The sequence below is a fragment of the Pedobacter terrae genome (genome assembly GCF_900100705.1).
GTDB lineage: Bacteria > Bacteroidota > Bacteroidia > Sphingobacteriales > Sphingobacteriaceae > Pedobacter > Pedobacter terrae.
This window is the reverse complement of record NZ_FNCH01000007.1, coordinates 89463-113186: the sequence shown is the minus strand read 5'-3', so window position 1 is coordinate 113186 and position 23724 is coordinate 89463. Positions and strand designations below refer to the sequence as shown.

Genomic DNA, 23724 nt, shown 5'->3' with positions numbered 1-23724 from the left:
TTGGTTGATTACCGGCCATTTTACCAGTTCGATTAGCGTCGGACTGGTACTTTAGTTTCATTCTATGTTACGGCCCCTAGTGGTTCGGGGGATGAACTTGAATATCCGATAGATTAAATAAAGTAGATTTCTATTGTATAACGGTCACCCTCCTTCCTTCAACTTTAAATTTTACATCATTGGAATAGCTGAGCATATTCAGTACTTCACTTATATTTTTATGAAGCGAAATGTTACCATTGAAGAGCTCACCAGATCCTTTCCCCGTATATACGACCTCAATATCGTACCACCGCATAATTTTTGACATCACCTCCTCAATCGGCTCATTTCTGAAACGGAAATAGCCATTTTTCCAGGCCATTACATTTTTAATGTCAGCAGGCGCAATGGCGATATCCTGCCCATTTTGCACTGTCGATTGCTCTCCAGGTTTAATGGTTTTTGTTTGTTGTGATAGATTTGATACCCGCACACTTCCTTCAACTAGCGTAGTTACTGCTTTATCATGATCTGGATAGCTGTTCACATTAAAATGTGTGCCTAGTACCTGTACTTCCTGAAGGTTTGTTTTTACTATAAAAGGATGTAATTTATCTTTTGCGATCTGAAAATAGGCTTCACCTGTAAGTTCTACCTCGCGCAATTTCGCCGATGCAAATGATGCCGGGAATTTAAGGGAGGAAGCCGAGTTCAACCATACCTCACTTTGATCTGGCAAACGGAGACGGTACGTTTCACCCCTTGCAGTAGATAGGGTATTAATATGTACACCTGTAGATGTTTGACCATCTTTCACGGAATAAATCAGTTGCCCATCGGCAGTTTTAGTGATCACAATCCCTGCTTCGCTGGCCAGCTGACCATTACCGGCAGCAGACAAGATGATCTTTTTACCGTTCTCTAAAGTAAGTGTAGCGGTATTTTTTCCAGGAGGAATATCATTTTTGATCATGTTGCCCAGATTTTGTGGCTGTTGTTGCTGCTGCTGATATCGGTAATAAATAACACTAATGCCGATAATAAATAAAACTGCCGCTGCGGCGATGCTGAACCAAAGTCTCCGCAGCTTACCATTACGCGGTAAAGTAGCTTTTGGCTCAATCTGCGCTTTTAATTCAGCCCATTTTGCATTGGTATTGGAAAATGAATAAGTTTTCAGTGCATCAGCAGATTCCTCCCTGAGGGCACGAAGCTCTGCTAAAAGTACCTGTTCATCGGCACTAAGGGCGTTTACCAACTTTTCATCTGCTTCCAGTTGATCTAAAAGCTTATTCCAGTCGGGAGTAAATGTGCTGATTTTTTTATCCATATTAAAACACTGTCGTATATATATGGAAAATGGGTGACAGCAAATGAGAAAATTTCTATTTTTTTTCTAAAATAAATTTAAAAATGCTCTGATAATGGATAAAAGAGATACAAATAAGAATTAAATGATTACGAAGTGCTGAATAGGCCCTGCTTAATTGTGTTTTAACCGTATTAATGGAGATATTTTGCTTCTTAGCAATTTCTGCGTAGCTCATTTTGTCTACCGCATGCATAATAAAAATATTTTGTCTGCTTTCAGGTAGTTTTTGAATTAATTCGACAATTTTTGTATAGCGCTGATGCCTGATTTCATTATTTTCCAACTCATCCGCATCCTCTTGTTCCTTTTCCAGAACGGCCAGCATCAAATTCCTTTTTTCAGTCACTGCACTTTTGCGCAGGAAATCAATACATTTATATTTTACTGCCCGGCGTGCGTAGGCTTCGAAACTTGTGGTTAGTTGAATAGTATTACGCCTCTGCCAGAAGTCTATGAAAAAGTCTTGCACCATATCTTCCGCTGTAAACTGATCATGAACGTATTGCATAGCCACAGCACACAGAAATTGATGGTTCCTGCGAAACATTGTTTCGAATTCGTTAATATGAAGTGTTTTACTAGCTTCTTCTTCCATTAAATAATTTAATGAATGACATAGTTAGTCAAAAGCTATGAATTTACGAAATGAAAGTACCGTCAAAAAAGCGTGTCTTATTTATCGTTGGGACGATCTTTTGATTGAATAGCCATGTACTTAATAATAAAGCGTATACCGTAGCGATAGTCACAGTACAAAAAAGTATTTCTTTGTCAAAAAAAAGACTGGCACAATCAGATAGAAAAACATTTAGATTCTAATCGCGACTGTCGCTACTTATTGTCACCATAGTAAGCACAGCTAATAAATACTCAAACACGATGGTTACCAGAATGGTAACAATTAATTTTCTGAAAATATCGTTTCTGCTAATAGCAGCTAATAAAACATAGGTCCAAATAATAAAAACACAAATAAATATTGGGCTTGAAGCAATGAAAAACAATCCTGCATATCCCGAATTATTTGGTAATGCCACAAAAGAAGCAATTAAAGCCACTAATGTTGTAAGTACAGCTATCAGTAATACCCGTTTAAATTTTATTTTCATTAAAAAAAGCTATTTATTTAGCCTGTTTTGTTCTATTAAGGTTAAACATCAATAATCTGCCCATTTACGGGAATTGAAATTTAGCCGGCATTTGCAATGTAAAGGCTTAGCTTTACAATTGCACTCATCATTAAGTTTGCAGTTAATATAAGTTAATTTTTTTCTTTTTCAGCGGCGTTCTGTGGATGTTACTGAAAGCGTTTCTGGGCTTTGCGATAGTAGGTAATAGAGACCTGTGAGCCTAACCCTTGCACAAAGCTTATTGGAATACCGAGCTTTGGACTTTGCACATCGGACCGCTATTGCCAAACCCCACTGGCCGTTCGCCTTTCTTATGCCTTTTTTGCTTGCTTTATTTCTTCAAAAGTCCGATTGTATTTATCGTAAATGACTTTCTCCCTTTGATAATTATTATTTGGTTTCCAATATTCTTCTGTCTTAATTGTATTGTTTTTAACTGTAGTTTTTGAACGTATCAATCTTGCTTCTCTATAATCTGCCGTCAGGTTGACTGGATTTGTATTTGCTAAATATGTTTGCAACTTCTCCGGAAGTTCCTGAAAATTCTTACAATCATCCATTATGGTAACTTGTTGCTTATTTCTTAACGCAAAAGGAAATATTCTATTTATCCATAACGGGTTTTCTGTCATCAATTGAATTGGGGGTTTTGTCAGATAGAAAATAAATTGTGCATTGTCGTCAGATTGATAGTTTGTGTAAACTACTGTTTCAATCGTTTTCCAGCCAATAAATTCGGTTGTATCAAAAAGTGGTAGTTTATAAATTATTCCATTATTATCAAATGATAGACTTTCTTGCGTTTCGGCTTGTTTCTTGATCGTTTTTTCAGAAATGCTAAAACCAAAAATCAATCCATATAAAATAATTCCCGGACCTAAAATAAAACTTGTTGATACTATATATGCTCCAATAATTTTCACGTCTTGTTTCATCATAAAAAGTGTTAACCCTAAGCCAACACTTATAAAAAGTATTAGAATTGATTTAATTATTATTAACGGATTTAACTTCATATTTCAATTCTGTTGGATTACGGTGGTTCTTAATATGACAGGCAATTTGTAAATATATACAATTGCCCATCATAAAATATGCCTCTTTTATATCTTAAGTGTCGTTTCTTTTACTAAAGTTCAGTATATAACCGGTTATGCATGCCTAGTTACGTTATTTACTATATGACTAAATTTAACTTCGAAAGCACCTATTCTCTGATCAATTAATAAAGGGAATAATGAGAATAAGTCATCATTCCATTAGCGCAACTTTAATCTTGTCGCTTAAAATGGATATGTTGTCTTGACTAAGATTATCATTAACAAGTATCATGATCCCCATTTTGTCTTCGGGATAGGCGATACAAAGTGTGCTAAATCCAATACCTGTTCGGCCACTGTGGTAAACAAAGCGTTTTCCATCATCATTGCCAATCATCCAACCTAAACCTACCCCCGTACCGTCTGTTTGGTGGTAAGTTTCCTTGTGTGATAATCTTATAGCTGGATTGGTTTCTTCAACATTAGCGATTACATATTTAAGCATATCTGCCATGGTTGAATTCATACTTGGCCCACCAGGGTAAAAAAAGTTAGTATTAATCTCATTTGTTTTTTTATTTGTGAGATCATACCATTGTACAGGACGTGATGCATCTTTATATCCCTGAATAAAACGGCTTAACTGGTTCACAGGAATTTTCGTTCTTGTATCGTAAAGACCAAGGTGATTTTTAAGGTAGTTTGTCACTAACAGCTCATATGGTTGATGATATATGCGTTCAAGTAAAAGAATAAGGATTGTCATGGCGTTGCCGTTATATTCGTACTTAGTACCGGGCAAGGTGTCAAGCTTGAATTTATGCATATCCTTCATTAAAGTATCTTGATTATACTTAACGAAGAAATCAAGCTGTTTAGGAAGACTAATGTTCTTTATGCTATCCATAATTTTTGCAGGAAAATTTCAGGATGATTTCGGTAGACCAGACGTATGATTGGCTATGTCAACCAATCTTACGGGGCGACCTTGGTATTGCAAGTTAGGATACTTTCCTGGGAGATATTTACGAATATCGTCTTGTAAGTTTGCTTTTTTATCTATTACAGCTTGTGCAAGCATAATTCCAATGAATGTCTTTGCTACAGAACCTAAATTAAATAATTGAGTTGCTTTAATTAGTTTGGCTGTCCCTTTTGTTGATTCGCCATAGTTGTAGATTGCACTGCGTCCATCTTGATAAATAGCGATTGAAAGACCAACCGTACCAGGATTAGCCATATAATCTGCAGCAGCTACCTGGACAGCCCTATCTAATTTGTCTCTGAGGGGATTATCTGTAAGCAATTTTTCTGTTTGTGACCAGCAAGGAATAGAAATTAAACAAAGCATTATAGCCCTGAATATAAAAAAGCATTTTTTCATGGTAAATATTTATGTTATGATGCATAAACATAGTGCCTTGTTACATAAAAGAATTTCATTAAGATAATGGATAGTTATCTATTATATAAAGAATTTTTCCTTCAATATCTTAGATATGCTGATATACTGGCGAGCGGGAATAATTGATTAACATTGTGCTTCAATAAAATTTAATCAACATTCACACGGTATTTAGGTTTATGTCATTCCAGATCCAAACAGATAGATTAAAATTGCTGCCGTTTACTATACAGATTTGCAAGGAAGCACTGTCTTGTTCAACTTCGTTTCTAGCAGATTTAGGTATTACACCCGGGTATGGATGGCCAGATTTGGAGACTTTGGATACTTTACCCAGAATTTTAAATCATTTGAATAAAGTAAAATATCCTTCTGGATTTGAGTCCTGGATGGTGCTCAATAAAAGCACAAATACATTAATTGGAGACATTGGATTTAAGGGGCTTCCTAATGAACATGGTGAAATTGATCTTAGGTATGGGATTATTAAAAGCGAAACTCAAAAAGGATATGCTAAGGAAGCAGCTTCAGGGCTAATAGATTGGGCATTTAAGCAAACCGGAATCAAAGCCATTACTGCGAGTTGTTCAAAGGAAAATTTGGCTTCACAACAAATATTAACCTTCCTTAATTTTAAGAAAGTTGGGGAAGATCAAGAGATGTTCTATTGGAAATTGATGAAGTAACCTTTTCACAGCTTACAGCCTATTGCTTTACAAATAAATAACTTGATCCCAACCGCCCTATTATGAGGCAAAATGTATTGTTTGTAATTCATTCAAAATTTTCCGACATGCTTTGTTATGTTTAACCCTCCATAAATCATCTTAAACATCCTTATCCTAGCACTAAGCCTTTCTTTTTAATACCAAAAAAGTAAACGTCCTTACCGCTTATTCCGTAAAGCCTGTTATCAACAATCTTTACTGAAAAGTTAGAAGGCTTTACACCAGCCAGCCTCTTTATGGCTTTGCCTATGGTATTTATAAAATAAACATTGTTTCGGTCGGCGGCATAATAAGTGTGGCTTTGGTTAAGATGATCAGCATCAAAACAGCCAGGTACGGTCTTAAAAGTTTCAACATCAACTTCAGGCACAATTATCCCCTTAAAAAACAGGCTTTTACTGTCCCGGGCAACATTCTGCCAGATAATGTTGAAGGTATTTGCATCAGCTCCTTCCACAATAGACGTAAGAAAATAGACTTTATCGCCTGCCCGAACATAATACTCATTATATTTTACCGCCTTGCTGTAATCATATGGCAGGCATGTGTCGTACCAATAATAATTGTTACCATCATAACCAATGCCATCTTCGGCATTTATAACTTTAAATGATTCAGGCTTTGCTCCCTCAATAACAGAAGCATTGCACATATAACTGGTGACATATACCCTATTTTTATCCCTGAAATAAAAATTTTTGTCCTCAAAAGCTTTGATCATCTCAAACGAATCGTAATCGATTGTCTTTTTAAGTCTGGTGAATTTTTCCGAATCATACAGATAAATGCTCCTGTCTACAAGGGTGAAGCCGTGTCCCATATCTTTCATACGTCAGGCATTTAAGTTAAACGCATACAAGTTACAAGGTTAAATTTTAAATATAACCTTCTTAAAAAAATTAAAGCAACGACAAGATACAAACACTTAAACTCACCTTGCAAAATTGCCACAAATCCTCCACTTAATATTTATTTCAGTAGCAATGACATCGTATTTATATGGTTTCCCGGCTATATATTCTTTGGGAAAGACTTTGATATCTTCAAAATTTAATGTTTTAATCCTTAAGATCCTCTGTTGCAGAACATAATCCTTGAAGTTCAAGAATGTTATCGTTTTACTGCTTAATTGAATCCTGCCTTTTTTTCCAGTTGCGGTCAAACTTCATTCCATTTGGCGCTACAGGCCACTTCTCCTGCTCGCGGGGCGTGTATTGTATAGCGCGGCTCAACATCGCAGCAATTGAATCACCACTATATTTTTTGATCAAATAAAGCGCGCCATCCATTCCGGAAGTAACACCGGAACATGTCATTACTTTTCCTTCATCTACATACCTTACATCTTTAACCAGTGTTAAAGCAGGAAACTGTGTCTGGAAATCATCTGCTACAAAATAATGGGTTGTTGCTTTATGATGATCTAATATGCCGGCTTTACCGAGCAGGTAAGATGCGGTACAAACAGACATCATCACATCCACTTGATTTTGATATTTTTTAAGCATGCCAATCACTTTAGGATCAAGGCACATTGTATCCATCAGTCCGATACTGCCACCAGGAATAACCAGGATATCCGGTTTTGGCATTTCACTTTCCAGATAGTCTGCGGTGAGTTTCAATCCATTTCCCTGCGTGCGGATTTGTCCCTGCTGCAAGGCAAACGTGTATACCTTATACTGACCCTTAGTTAGCCCGGCGGCTTTCAAAAAAACATCAGCCGGACCGTTCAGATCGCCCAGGCCAACACCCGGATAGATGTATAAGGCTACATTTAATTTTTTAACAGAGCTGGTTTCCTGCTGGGAAAAGGCTAATAAACAACATAAAAGAAAAGGTAATAAAAGTAATTTTTTCATGATTGATAGATTAAAATTTAACAGTTAAGCTGGCTACGAATCTGCGTAAACCGCCTGGGGTAATGATTCCGAAACCACCATTATAAAATCTTTTATTCGTCAAATTGTCTGCGTTCAGACCAAAACAATATCTAGCCTTGCTGTAGAATAAAGCCGCATTGAGCAATGCAAAATACGGCATACCTGCTGTCAGATTCGGCCGGGCATCCTAATACCCGAAAATCTCCTCCAGACTCAATTTAGTCACCTTGCCTAATTGCTGCAAATCTTCCATCTTAATATTTTTCTCAGCAGCGATTATGGCGTATTTATATGGTTTCCCGGCTACATGTTCTTTGTGGAAGACTTTGATATCTTCAAAGGTTAATGGTTTTAATCCCTCATACAGGTCGATTCTGGAATCGTGTGCTAAACCCCTTCTCTTATCCGTAAAATAGGCCGAAATCATCCGTTCGTCAGTTATCCTGCTGGTTTCAATCCCATTCAATACATTTCTTTTAGAAACTTCAAAAGATTGATCAACTTCAGGCAAATCAGCCAGCAACTCGTTCATACTTTTTACTGCATCGTTCATTTTATCTGCCTGACTTCCTACATAAGCCGTCATCACATTTAACCTGCCTTTTTGGTTTGAAGAGAGGTAATACGCATCGGTTGAATAAGCCAGTCCTTTGGATTCCCGGATAGACTGTGCGACGACCGACTCCATTCCCCCGCCAAAATAACTGTTAAACAAGTCAATCTTCGGCTGCAATTTCGAATCGTAGTTTTCACTATTGCGAAACCAGGAAACTTCAGCCTGCACCATTTCGTAATCGACAAAGTAAACCTCACTCGTATCGGTTGGAAGGGGAGCATATTTTCTGACTGCAGGTTCAGCAAGAAACGCTTTTGGCAAATGGTGAAATTTTGTTAAGCCGTCCCTCAATCCAGCCATCGATTTAGGTCCAAAATAGGTGATGGTATGTTTGTAATCGTTAAAACTATGCAGCAGGGACAGCAATTGTGCTGAACTGATTTTTCTTATCTCATCATTACTCAGGTTAGTGTTGAAAGGATTTTTGGGTCCATATTGTGAATAACTGTTGAGTCCCGCCTGGATATAATCTTTATCAGATTTGTTGTTTTCCCTTTCTTGCAAAATCGCATCTTTAAGCTCGGTTAAGGCTTGCTCATCGGCTTTGCAGCCTGCAAAAATTTGTTCGGTCAAAGTTATGGCTTTATCAAAATTCTCCTGCAGTCCGCTAATGGTGATGCTGGCATTTTCGGCGTCCACATTAAAGTTATAGTTACAGGCAATCGTATAAAATTGCTTTTTGATTTCCGCTGCACTATATTGATCTGTACTTAGAAATGGAAGGTATTGCGCGGCATAACTTAACAGGGGCAAATTCCAGCTACCGATATCAAATCTATAGGTTAACGTAAACAGGCTGTTGTCTTTATTTTGTACGGTAATTACATCTGCTATACCCGCTTTACCAAAATTGAGATCCTTTTTGTAATCCAGAAATTTTGGTAGAATGGGTTTAACAGGGAGGCCAGATAGTGCTTTAGCAAAGTCTGAGGAAGCCAGTGCGTTGGTTTTTACAGGCGTAATGAGCGGTTTTTCCACCTTCACGATATTTTTATCCACCCCCTGGTGTTTATAGGTTAGCACATAATTGTCGCGAAAGAATTGTTTTGCAAAATCTGTAACCTGCTTTTTTGTGGTGCCAGCCATGGCATCCAGGCTATTTAATGTATTGTCCCAATTAACACCCCGGCTCAGGATGAACTCACGCATAATGGCATTAACGCGGAAACGATTCTGGCTAGATTCTTTAAGCAACTCCAGCTTTTTGTTGGCAACTGTGGCCTTGATCAGGCTTTCATCAAAATCGCCATTTTTAAGAAGGGTAATTTGATCCAGCAACAATTGCCTGGCCTGGTCCAAAGTCTTGCCCTTTTTAGGCTGGGCAGATAAACTAAAAACCCCATAATCTTTCATCTGCCGATATTCCCCACCAGCGAACTGCACTTTTTGTTGCTGGTTCAGGTTGATGTCGGCCAAACCGGCATTTCCGTTAAAAAGAATGCTGGAAATTAAAGACAGCATCCTGCTTTCTGCTGTAGCCTGGGCAGCTCCGCGATAGGATATTTTCACACTTCCGGCACTCGGACCATATACATCAACCTGTTCAATTTTGGTAATTGGTTTTTCTGGCGCAGGATGGTATAGTTCCAGTGGCTTTGGCTGCATGTAGGCGAAGGAATGATTTATTTTTTTGATGAGTTCATCAGGTACAAAATCACCCGCGAAAACCAGAAGCATGTTATTTGGAACATAATACTTGTTGTAGTATTTTCTAATCTCAACCAGTGATGGGTTTTTCAAATGTGCGATGGTGCCGATAGTGGTTTGCTGCCCATAATTATGTGTCGGAAATAATTTTGCAGCAGATTGTTCCTCCACTTTACGCCCATCATCGTCAAGCCCACGGTTTTTCTCTTCATAAACAGCTTCCAGCTCAGTATGAAAAATACGAAATACCGGATTGCGGAACCGTTCGGCCTGCAGCGCTAGGAACGGGTCGACCGCATTGGAAGGAAAATCCTCATCATAAACAGTTTCTTCATGCCAGGTATGTGCATTACTATTTTTTCCTCCGATAGATTTCATCATTTTCCCATACTCGCCGGCAATAGAATAATTGGAAGCTTCGCCGGAAACCTGATCGATTTCGGCATAAATTGCTTTGCGTTTTAGCGGATCGGTTGTTTGACGATATTGTTCATACAACATTTCTATTCGGTCGAGCAGCGGTTTTTCCTTTGCATAATTTAGCGTACCAAACTTATCGGTACCTTTAAAAAGCATGTGTTCCAGGTAATGCGCCAGACCTGTAGCATTATTAGGATCTGTATTGCTGCCTGCTCTTACGGCTAGTTTAAATTCGATTTTCGGTACCTTTGTATTCTGCGACAGCACCACCGTGAGGCCATTCTTTAAAGTATAAAATCGTGATTTGGTCGGGTCGTTGCTCACATATTTATAAGCGTAACCACCTGAAGATCCGGTTTTCCATTGATAAGTTTTTTGAGCCTTCAGGCTGTTAGCCGTTATCAAAAGGACTAAAATCAGGCACAATTTGTATTTCGCAAGCATTACTATCTTAATCTAATATCCAAAAATCTGTTTCAGGCTCAGTGTAATTACCGGACCTGCTTTCTGCATTTCTTCCATTTTAACATTCTTCTCCGAGGCAACTACACAGTAGTAATAAGGTTTGTTGGCTACCTTTTGCTCATGGAATGCTTTAATGGATGAAAAGGTTAAATCTTTTAATCCGGCATACTCATCTATGCGGGAATCGTAATTAATGCCCAATTGCATATCCTTTAAATAGGCCTGGATGATTCCTTCTTTACTAATTCGGTTGGTCGCTATTTCATTTAAAGCATTGGCTTTAGCAAGTTCAAAAGTGTGACCTTCTTCGGGTAAATTGTTCAGCAATTCATTCATGCTATTGATGGCATCACCCATTTTATCTGCCTGGCAGGTGAGGAAGGCAAACATGGTATATGATTTAGCTTTTTTCTTAGGCGAAGAATATAATGCACCGGTAGAATAGGCCAGTGCTTTAGACCCCCTGATGGTTTGGAACACGACCGAACTCATTCCCTGACCAAAATAACTGTTGAATAAATTAATCTTCGCAGCCTGGGTGGGATCATAAGGTCCGCCATTATTGTGCACCCAGCAAACATCAGCCTGTAACATATCATAAGGTGCAAAATAAACCTGGGCTTTGTCTGCGATTGTATAGGTGAATTTTTTAGCCGGAGGATCTGCCGTGAACTGATTGGGCAAATGATGAAGTTTTCCAATATCAGTTGTAAAACCGGCCAGCGGCTTTGGCCCATAATAGGTAATGGTGTGCCTGTATTGATTAAAGTTATGCAATATAGAGAGCAGTTCTGCTGATGAAATCTTTTGTATCTCCTCATTGCTCAGGTTATCGTTAAAGGGATTGTTTGGGCCATACTGCGCATAGATGCTGATGCCCCTAAAGATGTTTTCTTTACTTAATTTATTGTTTTCCCTTTCTTTAATAACATCATTTTTTAGTTCAGCCAAAGCCTGCTCATTGGCTTTACAATTTGCTAAAATATATTCTACCAGATTTACGGCTTTATCGAAGTTCTCCTGTAAACCGCTTATAAAAATGGAAGCCGTTTCGTTTTCTACAGAAAAACTGTAATCGCATGCAATCTGGTAAAACTGCCGCTTAATTTCTTCTGAGGAATATTTATCCGTACTTAAAAAGTTAAGGTATTGTGCAGCGTAAGGCAGCAGCTTCAGGTTCCGGCTGCCAATATCAAATTTGTAAGACAAACTAAACAGGCTATTTTCTTCATTTTGAACGGTCACTACATCAGCTATTCCCACCTTAGCTAAATTCAAATCTTTTTTATAATCTAAAAACCTGGGCGCAATTGGTTTTAGGGGCATGGCATAAAGCTTTTTCGCAAATGCTGATACTGCTGAAGGATTGGTATGAATTGGTGTAATAATTGGCTTTTCAACTTTGATGGTTTCTTTATCTTCACCCAGGTGTTTATAGGTGACTACATAATTCTCTTTAAAGAATTTGTTGGCAAATTCAACAATTTGTCCTTTTGTAATTTTCCCCATCGCCTGAGGCATATTCAGGGTTTTGTCCCAGTTCAGCCCTCTGTTTAAAATAAATTCCGTTACAATTTTATTCACACGCATGCCGTTATCTCCAAATTCGTATAGTGAATTCAATTTGTCGTTGGCTACGATTGCGGGTATCAGGTTTGCATCGAAATTACCGCGTTTAAGTTGATCAATTTGTTCTAATAACAACCTTTGGGTTTCTTCCAGACTTTGTCCTTGTTTTGGCCCCGCATTTAAATTAAAAACACCATAGTCTTTCATCTGCTGGTAACTTGAACCAGAAGTTTGTACCTTTTGCTGCTGGTTCAAATTGATGTCTAACAGACCAGTTTTACCGTTCGAGAGCATGCTGGCAATCAGTTTAAGAAACAAGCTCTCCCTTGTGTTTTGCGCATAGCCGCGGTAGGAGATGCTTATATTTTCAGCACCCGGCCCATATACATCAATCTTTTGTACTGCGGTTAATGGCTTTTCAGGTGCTGGCTGGTAGAGTCGTATTGGCTTTGCCTTCATATAAGCGAAAGCGCGATCAACTTTCCTGATCATTTCGTCGGGATTGAAATCACCGGCAAAAGCAATTACCATGTTGTTAGGCACATAATACTTATTATAATAGTCCCTGATGGCAATTAATGACGGGTTTTTCAGGTGCGCTATGGTACCGATTACGGTTTGCTGCCCATAATTATGGGTAGGAAACAAGGCGGCTAAAACTTTTTCCCCGACTTTTGAGTAGTCATCATCTAAAAGGCTGTTTTTTTCTTCATAAACAGCCTCCAGTTCAGTATGAAAGAGACGAAATACCGGATTACGGAAACGTTCTGCCTGTAAAGCAAGAAACTGATCTACGGCGTTAGATGGAAAGTCTTCATTATATTCTGTTCCTTCATAGAGCGTATGTGCATTGGTGGTTTTACCACCAATTGATTTCATCATCCGGTCGTATTCATTGGCAATTGCATAATTGGAAGCCTCGTTCGAGATTTTGTCAATTTTTGCATAAATCTCTTTCCGTTTTACCGGATCTACTGTTCCCCGGTATTGTTCATACAGGGATTCAATTTCATCCAGCAGCGGTTTTTCTTTATCATAATCAAGGGTACCGAATTTATCGGTACCCTTAAAAAGTAAATGTTCAAGATAATGTGCTAAACCGGTCGCCGTTTTCGGGTCGGTATTGCTCCCCGCCCGTACGGCTAGCCTGAATTCTATAACAGGATTTTGCGCATTTTGTGACAAGACTACGGTAAGTCCATTCTTCAAAGTGTAAAATCGCGATTTCGTTGGGTCGTTGGTGAGGTATTTGTAGGTGTAACCACCTGACACCGAACTTTTCCATTGAAAGGCAGACTGTGCCATTAAACCCGTATGCATAAGAAATACAATTGAGAATACGGTTAATCGGTAGCTCATCAGCATCTTCTGTGTTTTGTTAATTAAAAATTTTAACTAGTTCTGCGTTTAGCTCTTCACCCCGGAGGTTCTTAGCTACAATCTTTCCACTCGGATCTAAAAGAAGATTTTGAGGAACTGATGTCACCCCATACAATCTGGCTACTGCATTTTTCCAGCCTTTTAAATCGCTTACCTGAATCCATGGCAATCCATCTGCTTCAATCGCTTTTAACCAGGGCTCTTTTTTATCATCGAGTGAAACGGAGATGATCTCAAAATTCCGGTCTTTAAATTTATTGTAAGCCTTTAATACAGATGGGTTTTCTTCCCGGCAAGGTGCACACCAGCTGGCCCAAAAATCGACCAGAACATACTTCCCTCTTAATCCAGATAGGGTTACTGGCTGTCCCTTTGTATCATTCTGCGTAAAATCCATCGCCTGCTGGCCAATACCAGTTTTTTCGGCCATGGCCAATCGTGCCAATAAATTCCTGCCTGTAGGCGTACTCTTCATTCTTGGGCTCAAAAGCTTCAAATCGCTTTTTAGTTTTGCCAGTTCAACCGCGCCTTCGTTTCTTTCATTAATCAAGTCTAAACTAACGTATGAATCGGGATGCTGCTGAATAAAGGCATTGTGTACCTTTCCGATTTCACTATATAATAGCTGTAGTTGCGGTGCAAATTTATTTGGCGCACCTTCACTTGTATCGCCTTCTTTTTTGTTTCTGAAACTGGCCATCACTTGTTCATTCAGGGCCATCTGTTTCGCTTCCAGGGATTTTAACCGGGATTTTAAAATCAGGTAATCTGCTTGTGCAGGTCCGCCTTTAATGGTGGCATTGGCGATTTGTGTACCTACAATGCTAATTTTGGTGTTTTCCAAGAAAAATGTCTGATAATTTCTGGCAGAAAAATCATCATTTATGGCCATTCCTTTTTTTTCTGCTGGTTTTAAATTCAAGTAGGCCTTTACAACGGCATTTACCTTCCCTTTAAAGGAAAAAGTACCGTTTTTAACCACAGCTGAATCTGTAACTTCTCTTTCGGCGGTGCGATATTCCAGCATCACCTTCTGTCCATCGTTTTTTGCTGATATCTTTCCGCTGATGGAAAAGCCAGTCTGTGCGTTTACAGAACAAGCGGACAGTCCAATTACTGCGGTAACTAGTATTTTTAACATTGTCTTTTTAGGATTATTAGTGATTAACTTTAAGGATTGTTTTCCATACCTGGATTTTCATTGATTACTTTCTGAGGAAAACGGAGCGCAAAACGGTTTGGCTTTAAGGTAAATGTATTAGTAACCGTACCTGTTGCCGAGTATAATGTATGGGTATAGGTATTGGAACTAAAGAGCGGATCGACAGAAAGCCTCCTCATGTCAAACCATCGGTAACCCATGGCTGAAAATTCTCTGATGCGTTCATCAAGGATATATTTCAACAAGGGCAGCTGCTGATTGGCAATGGAAGCCGGTACCTCGTAGCTGTCTGACGGCAATCTTCTGATACGCAGGTATTCCAAATCCGTTTTTGCGCCAGACAAATCGTTGGTACGTGCCTTACATTCTGCACTTAGAAGATACAAATCCGGAACAACCACCCCAAATTGAATCGTGCTTGGGCTGGTCCTTCTGAGAAAACCCTCCGGGTACGCAGGACCAAAGACGGCATTTGATGAATAAAAATTCAGCCTAAAATCTGATGATTGGTATAAATCGATGGTTTTTTTATCGATTACAAGCGCATTCCCAAAAGGCAGGTCGTTATAACACTGTTTTCCATATATGTTTTCCTGAATTCCATCCAGGTTTGGATATGGAACTCCGAAATCATCAATTGGCGTAAATTGTCCTCCCGGTGCGAATGTTACGTTATAATCATAAAGCCCTACCGGGATGGATGCATTGGCCAAACCTTGTATTGATGCATTTAAATGGGGTAAAGCATCACTGTATTTACCCATAAAAACGTATACTTTTCCAAGTATTCCTTCAGCTGCCGGCCTCGACATCCGGACGCGGGAACTTACTTTTTGAGGCAGGTTCGGAATGGCGCTAACCAGGTCGCTTATAATAAAATCATAGACTTCTTTTACCGTTGCTCTTGTAAACTTGGTCTGCGTTACATCTGGTGCAGTCACAATCGGAAAACCCGGATCGGTAGCAGAAGTGCTTGCATTGTAAGGTTTTCCAAAATAATTAATCAGTAGAAAATAAGTCCATGCCCTACCTGCCATAGCTTCAGCCTTTATGGACGATTTTTGCTGTTCGGTTCCATCTGTGGCATTGGGCAATTCGGTAATAATTTTATTATAGGTGTAAATGTTTTTTAACGGGGCAGAAAGTTCGCCCGCATCTTCATTCGGTTCGTAGGTTACATCATCCCATCTGAACAATCGTTGTGTTCTTAAACTTTGCCCGCTAAAATAAGGTTCAATGGCAACCATTTCATCGCCCAGGGTTATTTGTGCGTTTGAAGAAATTTGATTGACCAAATCCACATTATTCAGTAGCAAGTTATAATCTGATACCGTTTGTGCAATCAGCTTGCCTTTCGGAGTTACTTCCAGAAAGGACTTTTTACAGGATAAAAAAACGGTCGTAGTTAAGGCAAAAATAACCGCTATTCTTATATTTTTAGATGTCTTGTTCATGTTTTTAGAATTTTACGTTTAAACCAAATGATACGGAGCCTTGGTTAATCCGCAGGTTCCTGAAGGCTAAACTCGCTTCCTGAAATTCCGGATCAATACCGTCTTTATTCGCTTTCCATAACATCAGGTTAGAAACCTGCGCACGTAAAGTAACCTGATCGGCTTTCAGCTTTCTAATCCATAAGGAAGGCAGGCTGTAGGAAAGCGTAATGTCGCGCATTTTAATATAAGATGCACTCACCACATTAATGTCTGCACGGCTGTAATAAGTAACGTCTCTGCGACTTTGAGCATCAGATGAATTGGCATCATACGAAGGGACGTTGGTAAACTTTTCATCCCCTGGATTTCTCCAGCGATCGGCAAAGTCGGCCAGCAGGTTACCGGTTTTAAACCCAAACCCAGTTCCCGCTTCATTTACATGCGTAATTCTCCCGGAAAAGGACTCCGATACGTCTTTTCGCATCACATGCCCAAGGCTGTACACGATGTTTGCACTTAAACTCAAACCACCATAAGTGAATACGTTAGATAAGCCTCCGTTCCAAACGGGCTGGTAAGTACCCATAAATTTTACATCTTCCGGTTTTCCAACGTAAGGTGCTTTAGTTACCGTTCCATCCGCTAGCCTGATTTGAGGATCCCCCATGTTGTCCAGACCAGCATACTGATAAGCGAAAATGGCAAACGCAGGGTAACCAGCCACATAATCCTGAGCTACTCTATCGTTCGCAGACGTAATAGGATATTGTTCATTTAGATTGGTAATGGTATTTTTATTATAGGCAATATTAAACGAAGTAGACCAGCTGAAACGGCCTCTGAGGTTTGAGCTGTTGATGCTCAATTCTATACCCTTGTTCTGTAAATCGCCAAGGTTTCCGATAATACTGGTGTAACCCGTAAATGTATTCGTGGGCAGGTTACCCAGTAAATTGCTCGTTTTCTTTTGATAAGCATCTATTGAACCACTGATCCGGTTGTTCAAAATCGCAAAATCCATACCCAGGTTGATTGTCCTGGTACTCTCCCAGGTTAGTTTGGGATTGGATGCCGTTGCAATGATCAATCCGGTTCCGCCTGGTAACCAGGGGCTTTCATAGCCCTGTAGAATATCATACGAAGAAGCTGTGCCGGGAGAAGGCGCGTTCCCTGTTAATCCATAGGTTGCCCTGACCGCTAAAGAGTTTAACCAGGTGGCCGGAGCCATAAACTTTTCACCGCTTGCCAGCCATTTTCCGCCCACACTCCAAACCGGTTTATTCTGTGCTGATCTATCCAGACCAAACAAGTTACTCTTATCCATACGTAAGCTTCCGTTTACCGAGTATTTCCGGTCATAGGTATAAGCGATGTTTGAATAATAGGATGAAAACCTGCTTCGATATTCACCCTGGGTAAAATAGTCACTAGGCAAAATACTACCAAAATAATCGTTTGGCATCACAGTTCCGGAAATACCACTCCTGGAAAGGGTCGCATAATCAATTGGAACGGAAGTCAGCAGTTTATCATTATAACCCCTCACCTTGCTGCCGTTTGTCATCGTTAACTGTTCTTGTGCTTCCTGCCCAATTAAAACGTTTAATTGATGCATATCCTGGTTCCAGCTATTGCTGTAATTCAACTGGTTTCTAATGGTCCAGTCCTGCTGACTGGTATTTCCTATTGAATATATACCACCTGTATTTGGCAAATAATAAATCGGTGTATCATCTACAGTTGGTGCAACTGTAAACTGGACAACTTCACTTCTTGCTCTATAGCTTCTTGCATCATCATAAATTTCAGATTTGCTGTTGCCTTTGTTAAAGCTGTAAGTACCCTCAAATTTTAAACCCTTAATCAGGTTTACATTAAGGCCCAAAATGTTCCTGCTAAAAAAGCTGTTGTTTTTAGTGGTGCCATAATTGAATTCATCAAGCGGATTGTAATCCAGGTTAATGCGGCTCCTGTTTTGAAAGTCAGTCCTCACATCTTCGCTAAGCGCTTGCACGTAGGGCATGGAAATGTTTCTGCCTGCGCCATCCTGAAACAACTGATAAGGGTAAAATTTATTATTGATGTCTATGGTCCGTTTGGCACTACTGACGTTATTGTTCAAATCGGTAATTAAGCTTAGCTGAACACGCTTGCCAAGTGAAAATTCCTGGCGCACATTTATTTTATAACTATTGTTTTCTTCACCCGGGCGATTGCTCATGGTGTTGGTATAAGCCGCAGAGCCATAAAAAGCATAATTGGTACTGCCGCCGGATAAGGTAACTGTATGATTCATTAATGAAGCATTACGGTACCATAGGTCTTTAATTTGCTGGCGATTATCGATATTAGCAAGGCTATCCAAGCTCGCTGAGGCCTGACCTGCAGAGATCAGTCCACGGTATTTATTGTATAAAATCACTTCGTGTGGCGCAATTCCGGTACCCAATGGTGCATATGCGGTCACCGATTCCCAGGGATTTAACACGGGATCAAAATATTGAGTAGCGGCGTCTATAAACTGCCTGCTGTTTAACGTAGGCAGATAATTCAGGTCAGGCTTGCCCTGGAAGTTGAAAAATGCATCGTAAGTTATCCGTATGCGATCACCTTTCACGCCTTTTTTTGTGGTAATAACAATTACGCCATTGGATGCCCTTGCGCCCCAGATCGAAGCAGCAGTTGCATCTTTTAATACCGTTACATCAGCTACATCTTGCGGATTAATCGTTGATACATCATTCAATGGAATACCATCTACTACAAACAAAGGGTTACGGTTGGTGCCAACATAGGCATCATTGGTCTGGTTAGCATTGCCCGGAATACCAATCGTCGATAAACCACGTATTAAAAATGGACTCTGACGTGCGCCTGGTGAATTGTTTACGGTTAAACCCGGCACTAATCCATCCAGCCGTTGCAAAATATTCATGCTACCGGTACGGGCACTTACTACAGCCATATCGGGCTTAGCAAAAGACCCTGCACTGCGCTCTTTTGAAATGGTCTGATAACCGGTACTTACCGTAACATTAACTTCGGCCAGGTTTTTTGAGTCAGGTTCCAATCGTATTACGCCCAAATCTGCTGCTGCTTTGACAACCTTTGTCTTATATCCCATGTATGAAAAAATGAGGTAGGCATCCTCATCTATGCGTTTAACTGAAAATTCTCCGTCCGGGTCAGTTAAGGCTGCAACCGTTACACCCTTAAAATCACGAATGGGGTCGTCATTATCATGAAAATTGCCCTGCTTAATTGGAAAACCTGCAGAAATGGTTACGCCAATTACAGGAACTCCTCTTTCATCTACCACTTTCCCACTAACCGTGATACTGGAAAAATAATCAGCAAGACCACTGATTGCGGATTTTCTGTTCTTTTCCTTTAATGTGATGATTTTCCCCTCTATGGAATACTCCACATTTAGTTCTTTTAGAACTGCTGACAGGGCATTGTCCAAACTTTCGTTGTTTAGATTAACACTGACTTTTTGATTCTGGGAAAGTTTATTGAAGTCGTAATAGAAGTCGAATCCGCTTTGTTTTCTGATTTCCTTAAGAACAGCAGAAAGCGGTGCATTAGTTTTGTTTAAAGTAATGCGCTGGCCAAATGTTGCGGCACTGACCTGCATTAAGCTTGCTATTAATATAACGGTGGTTAAGCGCATAGTTAACAGAATTTTACGGTATAGCCTTTTAGGTATACCAAATTTTTTAGTAGAAATTTGATACATTTACGTTTAGTTTGGTTGTAGCAGTTTGCCTCTCGTCGTCGAAAACTATCGGCATGCTGCTGTTAGGAGTTGATTTCTTAATAAATTGTGCCAAACACAGACCAGGAGTAGCTATACTTCTGGTTTGCTTATTCCTTTAATTTTGCCGTCGTAAAAATAGATTCATGTTTGTTGGGTTTAAAACGAATGTGCCGATTGCGTGTCATCCGTTAGTGAATGAATTGTTAATTATTATATTTTAAGGTCTATTGTAATTGATAATTGAATTATTTTGTGATAAAAATCTGCTTTCCTTTTATAATGAAATGTACCTGACCCGACGCTTCAATGGATTTGAGGACTGCTGATAACGAATTCTTTCTCGAAACCCAGCCCCCCGAACGAACATTATCAGAAATAGCATCCTCATAAATTACCTCCACATTATACCACCTGGCGATTTTACGCATGGCGATTTTAAATTCCACCCCATCAAGGTTGAAATCGCCATTTTTCCAATCGATGCTGCTGTCCACGTCAATCTGGTTAACTTTGATGGTCTTCCCATCGTTTACAGATTGTTCACCCGGCTTGAGCATTTGTTCCTTTTTTCCAGTCCTCACTTTTACCGATCCCTGGAGCAAAGTTGTCGACACCGCAGCTTCATCGCTATAACTGTTGATGTTAAAATGAGTTCCCAGAACTTCTACTTCCTGTTTTTCTGTTTTTACAATAAACGGATGCTTCTTATCCTTGTGAATTTCAAAATAGCCTTCACCATGAAGGGTAACCACACGACGCCCATTTTCAATAAGAGAGGTGGCGTAAGTCAAACTTGACGCTGCATTTAAATAAACCATGGATCCATCTGGTAAGCGAACCTGGTAGGTTTCTCCATTTGCGGTAGATAAAGTATTTTTTGTTCCGGAAGGGGAAGTTCCATCTTTGATTTCATATACCAGACTGCCATTGGAAGATTTGGTAATGGTAACACCTGCCTCCTGGGCAAGCTTGCCGCTCGCAGCCCCCGCCAGTTGGATTTTTTTACCGTTTGCCAAAGTTAGTGTTGCACCGACCGTTCCGGGAGCCACATCATGCACAACCGCATTAGTATCCTTTACATCGACTCCCCGATTACGATTTAAAAAGTAAATTGCTAAAAATACAATGACAACAGATGCTGCAACAGTAAGAATACGCGGCCAAAGATTTGAGTGTTTTGCACCTGCCTCGTCGATCTGTTCCATCAAGTCTTCCCAACTTTTCATGCCAATACCATGAATACGGGTAGCATGGGCATCAGAAATATCTTTTTCTGACATTCTCGCCGAAGCTTTTCCATAGGATTGCTCCAATAAATTTCTTTCCTCGTAAGTCGCTTCTCCCGAAAGATATTTATCAATTAAGTGGTCTAGGTCTTGTTTGGAATTTTCCATAGTCTGGTTCTAATTACAAGACGCAAACATTTACCTCAGGGGGACATTTTTAATAAAGATTAATTAACAGAAAATTAACAACGAATAATTATGCTCTCCTAAATCCTGTGGTGTATCACTGAAATCAACGCCATTGAGATTCCGGCGTAATTTCCAAGCTTCAGTTTTAAGACCTTAATCGACCTGTGAATTTGCTTTTTTACGGCTTCTTCACTCATATTCAACTTCATGGCGATTTCTTTATTTGTCAGAAATTCTTTCCGGCTCAGGTTGAATACTTCTTTCATTTTTTTGGGTAGTTGCTCAATTTCCAGATCAATTAACCGGATTAATTCCCGTTCGTCGATGTGTTCGACTGTTGCATTATCCAATTGATTTAATTCTGTTATGAGAATGTCGACAAAATCAGGATTCGCCTTTTTCTTACGTATTAAACTAAAAATTCTATTCCGGACAGCAACAAAGAGATAACCATTTAAATTTGTTTTGATTTCTAAATCACTTGCTTTTGCCCAGATAGAGAAAAAAGTGTCCTGAACCAAATCTTTTGCTTCATCCTCATTTCCCAAAATTTTAAAAGCATGCAGGTAAAGTATGTGCCAGTTTCGCCTGTAAACTTCAGTAAACGCGAGTTTATCCCGTTCCTTTAATAAAAGAATTAATTCTTCATCAACAAGTTCGCTGTAATTATACATTTCATTCACACCCACGCTTAATTCGATTGGCTTTTATTCTTTGGTGATGGTTTCAGGATAAGTGTGGTTTAAAGTTAAACAAAATCTGCCACCAATGATAACCAATTCTTTTGTAATACTAGGTGTTATTCATATTTTGCACCATTTAACGGTTTTTGTATTGTCCAGATTGTGGCCGCACGTTAACTGGAAGTGCTTCTAAAGGCAGGCCCGGATATTATTATTACTACCATTGTAAGCCTCCATATAAAGCTAGGTTTAAAGCTGATGGAGTATAAAGACTTCGTTCGTGAGTTACAAAAATTTGTTCCGAAACCAGGAATGGCAGAATTATACAAACAAATGGTCTGTGATACCTTTGGTGATAATAAAAGAATTTTGATGAAAACAGAAAGCAACTAGTTGCCGAGATTGTAGATCAGAATAACATGCTGACCAAAATCAGGTCTTTGTTATTATTTGATGATATTGATGTGGCTGATTATAAAATCATGAAATCTAAGTGTGAAGAGAAGATTGTAAGACTTGAAGCACAGTTAAAAGGATTAAAAGATCAAGCCAATGCAAAAACAGAGGTAAGCAATATAGTTGATGAAGCTTTAAAAAGGTTCAAAAAGCTCGCTGAATTGTATTCAAACGGCGATATTGAAGCAAAACGTTATATTATCGGTTCGATCTTTCCCGAAAAATGGACTATTTCAGAAATAAAGGTCGAACCAGTAAGGCCAATCTTGCTGCGCAACTTATCTACCAGATTAACAACTGATTATCACATAAAAAAGCCGAAGTTAGAACTAACTCCGGCTTGGTACCCAGCGCCGGAGTCGAACCGGCACGGTTTCCCACAGGTGTTTGAGACCAGCGCGTCTACCAATTCCGCCAGCTGGGCATTCGTGTTGGACGGGGTTGCAAATGTAGATAACGAAAGCCTAAATCACAAAATTATTTTCAATTAATTTTAACTAACTGAAAAACAATTATTTTGGCCTCTCGTCTTTTAATTTTCGATCAACTACAAAGGGCATAAATGGTAAAAGTGATGCTAAAAAGATCAAAACAGCTTTACCAAACTTCCATTTCTGCTCTTGCCAGGCTAGAACTAAGGTAGCAGCATATAATACAAATAACAAGCCATGCGCCCATCCTGTATATTTTACATATAAAGGAAGGTTGACAAAGTATTTTAGCGGCATGGCTACAAATAATAAAAGCAGGTAAGATATTCCTTCTGCTACGGCCACTTTACGAAAAATAGAAAGGGAACTGTTCATTGATCTGATTGTTTTATCCGAAAGTAAAACAAAGCTTTTGCCTCACAAAAACTAAAAAATGATTTTACAATAGAGTGTTTTACATGATAGAGGTGAAAGGTTAGGGTTTTAGAGGTTAAGATTTCAACAGTAGCAATTCGAAATCTGTTAAGTATCTTTCTGCATCAACTACAGAGGCTGCAGAAGTAAAGACACAAAGGACACAGCGTCGTCATTCGGGTATTGCGACATATCTTCGGACCTCAGACCTCGCCCCCCTGACTTTCTAACCAGTCTCATTTTTTACCACAGAGCGCACTGAGTGAAAGCACAAAGGAAGCTGAGTTATCATTCAGGTATTGCAACATATCTTCGGACCTCAGACCTCGG

16 protein-coding genes, 1 tRNA gene and 1 pseudogene are annotated in these 23724 nt (G+C 39.4%); 2 read left to right on the top strand and 16 right to left on the bottom strand.

Translation table 11 applies throughout. The features are described 5' to 3' along the window. Nucleotides 1-130: 130 nt before the first annotated feature. From BLR60_RS10830 to BLR60_RS10810, 5 genes and pseudogenes are all read right to left on the bottom strand, one after another. On the bottom strand, nt 131-1312 hold the full coding sequence (locus BLR60_RS10830) for a FecR family protein (protein WP_090499635.1): 1182 nt from the start codon (nt 1310-1312) through the stop codon (nt 131-133). A gap of 55 nt (nt 1313-1367) precedes the next feature. Next, entirely contained in the window at nt 1368-1949 is a 582-nt protein-coding gene (locus BLR60_RS10825) for an RNA polymerase sigma-70 factor (RefSeq protein ID WP_090499633.1), read from the bottom strand. A 220-nt stretch (nt 1950-2169) separates the two neighbouring features. After that, a complete protein-coding gene (locus tag BLR60_RS10820; protein ID WP_090499631.1) occupies nt 2170-2463 on the bottom strand; it encodes a hypothetical protein in 294 nt (97 codons plus the stop codon). 332 nt (nt 2464-2795) lie between these two features. Then, entirely contained in the window at nt 2796-3422 is a 627-nt protein-coding gene (locus BLR60_RS10815) for a hypothetical protein (RefSeq protein ID WP_143009062.1), read from the bottom strand. A 313-nt stretch (nt 3423-3735) separates the two neighbouring features. Beyond that, nucleotides 3736-4764: pseudogene (locus BLR60_RS10810) on the bottom strand (serine hydrolase domain-containing protein). A gap of 344 nt (nt 4765-5108) precedes the next feature. Here BLR60_RS10810 and BLR60_RS10800 point away from each other — a divergent pair. Further along, nucleotides 5109-5615 (top strand): GNAT family N-acetyltransferase, encoded by a 507-nt coding sequence (locus tag BLR60_RS10800; RefSeq protein WP_090499623.1) that lies wholly within the window; start codon nt 5109-5111, stop codon nt 5613-5615. Between the two features lie 151 nt (nt 5616-5766). Here BLR60_RS10800 and BLR60_RS10795 read toward each other — a convergent pair whose 3' ends face one another. The 9 genes from BLR60_RS10795 to BLR60_RS10755 all read right to left on the bottom strand — a co-directional run bounded on the left by BLR60_RS10795 (nt 5767) and on the right by BLR60_RS10755 (nt 22084). Then, the gene (locus BLR60_RS10795; protein WP_090499621.1) at nt 5767-6486 is read right to left on the bottom strand and encodes a DKNYY domain-containing protein; all 720 of its coding nucleotides are present in this window, start codon (nt 6484-6486) and stop codon (nt 5767-5769) included. A gap of 289 nt (nt 6487-6775) precedes the next feature. Beyond that, nucleotides 6776-7519, bottom strand: coding sequence for a DJ-1/PfpI family protein (locus tag BLR60_RS10790; protein ID WP_090499619.1), 744 nt, complete (start codon nt 7517-7519; stop codon nt 6776-6778). A gap of 208 nt (nt 7520-7727) precedes the next feature. Continuing rightward, on the bottom strand, nt 7728-10667 hold the full coding sequence (locus BLR60_RS10785) for a M16 family metallopeptidase (RefSeq protein ID WP_090499617.1): 2940 nt from the start codon (nt 10665-10667) through the stop codon (nt 7728-7730). 12 nt (nt 10668-10679) lie between these two features. After that, nucleotides 10680-13616 carry a M16 family metallopeptidase gene (locus tag BLR60_RS10780; RefSeq protein ID WP_208600622.1) on the bottom strand — a complete coding sequence of 979 codons (2937 nt, stop codon included), beginning with the start codon at nt 13614-13616 and terminating at the stop codon, nt 10680-10682. A 19-nt stretch (nt 13617-13635) separates the two neighbouring features. Continuing rightward, nucleotides 13636-14778 (bottom strand): TlpA disulfide reductase family protein, encoded by a 1143-nt coding sequence (locus BLR60_RS10775; RefSeq protein WP_090499612.1) that lies wholly within the window; start codon nt 14776-14778, stop codon nt 13636-13638. A gap of 29 nt (nt 14779-14807) precedes the next feature. Beyond that, nucleotides 14808-16253 carry a RagB/SusD family nutrient uptake outer membrane protein gene (locus BLR60_RS10770; protein WP_090499610.1) on the bottom strand — a complete coding sequence of 482 codons (1446 nt, stop codon included), beginning with the start codon at nt 16251-16253 and terminating at the stop codon, nt 14808-14810. A gap of 4 nt (nt 16254-16257) precedes the next feature. Next, a complete protein-coding gene (locus BLR60_RS10765; RefSeq protein ID WP_090499608.1) occupies nt 16258-19974 on the bottom strand; it encodes a SusC/RagA family TonB-linked outer membrane protein in 3717 nt (1238 codons plus the stop codon). A gap of 266 nt (nt 19975-20240) precedes the next feature. Continuing rightward, the gene (locus tag BLR60_RS10760) at nt 20241-21389 is read right to left on the bottom strand and encodes a FecR family protein (protein ID WP_090499607.1); all 1149 of its coding nucleotides are present in this window, start codon (nt 21387-21389) and stop codon (nt 20241-20243) included. A gap of 98 nt (nt 21390-21487) precedes the next feature. Then, entirely contained in the window at nt 21488-22084 is a 597-nt protein-coding gene (locus BLR60_RS10755; RefSeq protein ID WP_090499605.1) for an RNA polymerase sigma factor, read from the bottom strand. A gap of 155 nt (nt 22085-22239) precedes the next feature. Here BLR60_RS10755 and BLR60_RS25440 point away from each other — a divergent pair, with 155 nt between their 5' ends. Next, nucleotides 22240-22362 (top strand): recombinase zinc beta ribbon domain-containing protein, encoded by a 123-nt coding sequence (locus BLR60_RS25440; protein ID WP_090499603.1) that lies wholly within the window; start codon nt 22240-22242, stop codon nt 22360-22362. Nucleotides 22363-22890: 528 nt separating this feature from the next. Here the strand turns inward: BLR60_RS25440 and BLR60_RS10745 are convergent. Further along, a tRNA-Leu gene (locus BLR60_RS10745) sits at nt 22891-22973 on the bottom strand. Between the two features lie 88 nt (nt 22974-23061). Next, the gene (locus BLR60_RS10740) at nt 23062-23355 is read right to left on the bottom strand and encodes a DUF3817 domain-containing protein (RefSeq protein ID WP_090499601.1); all 294 of its coding nucleotides are present in this window, start codon (nt 23353-23355) and stop codon (nt 23062-23064) included. Between the last annotated feature and the right edge of the window lie 369 nt (nt 23356-23724).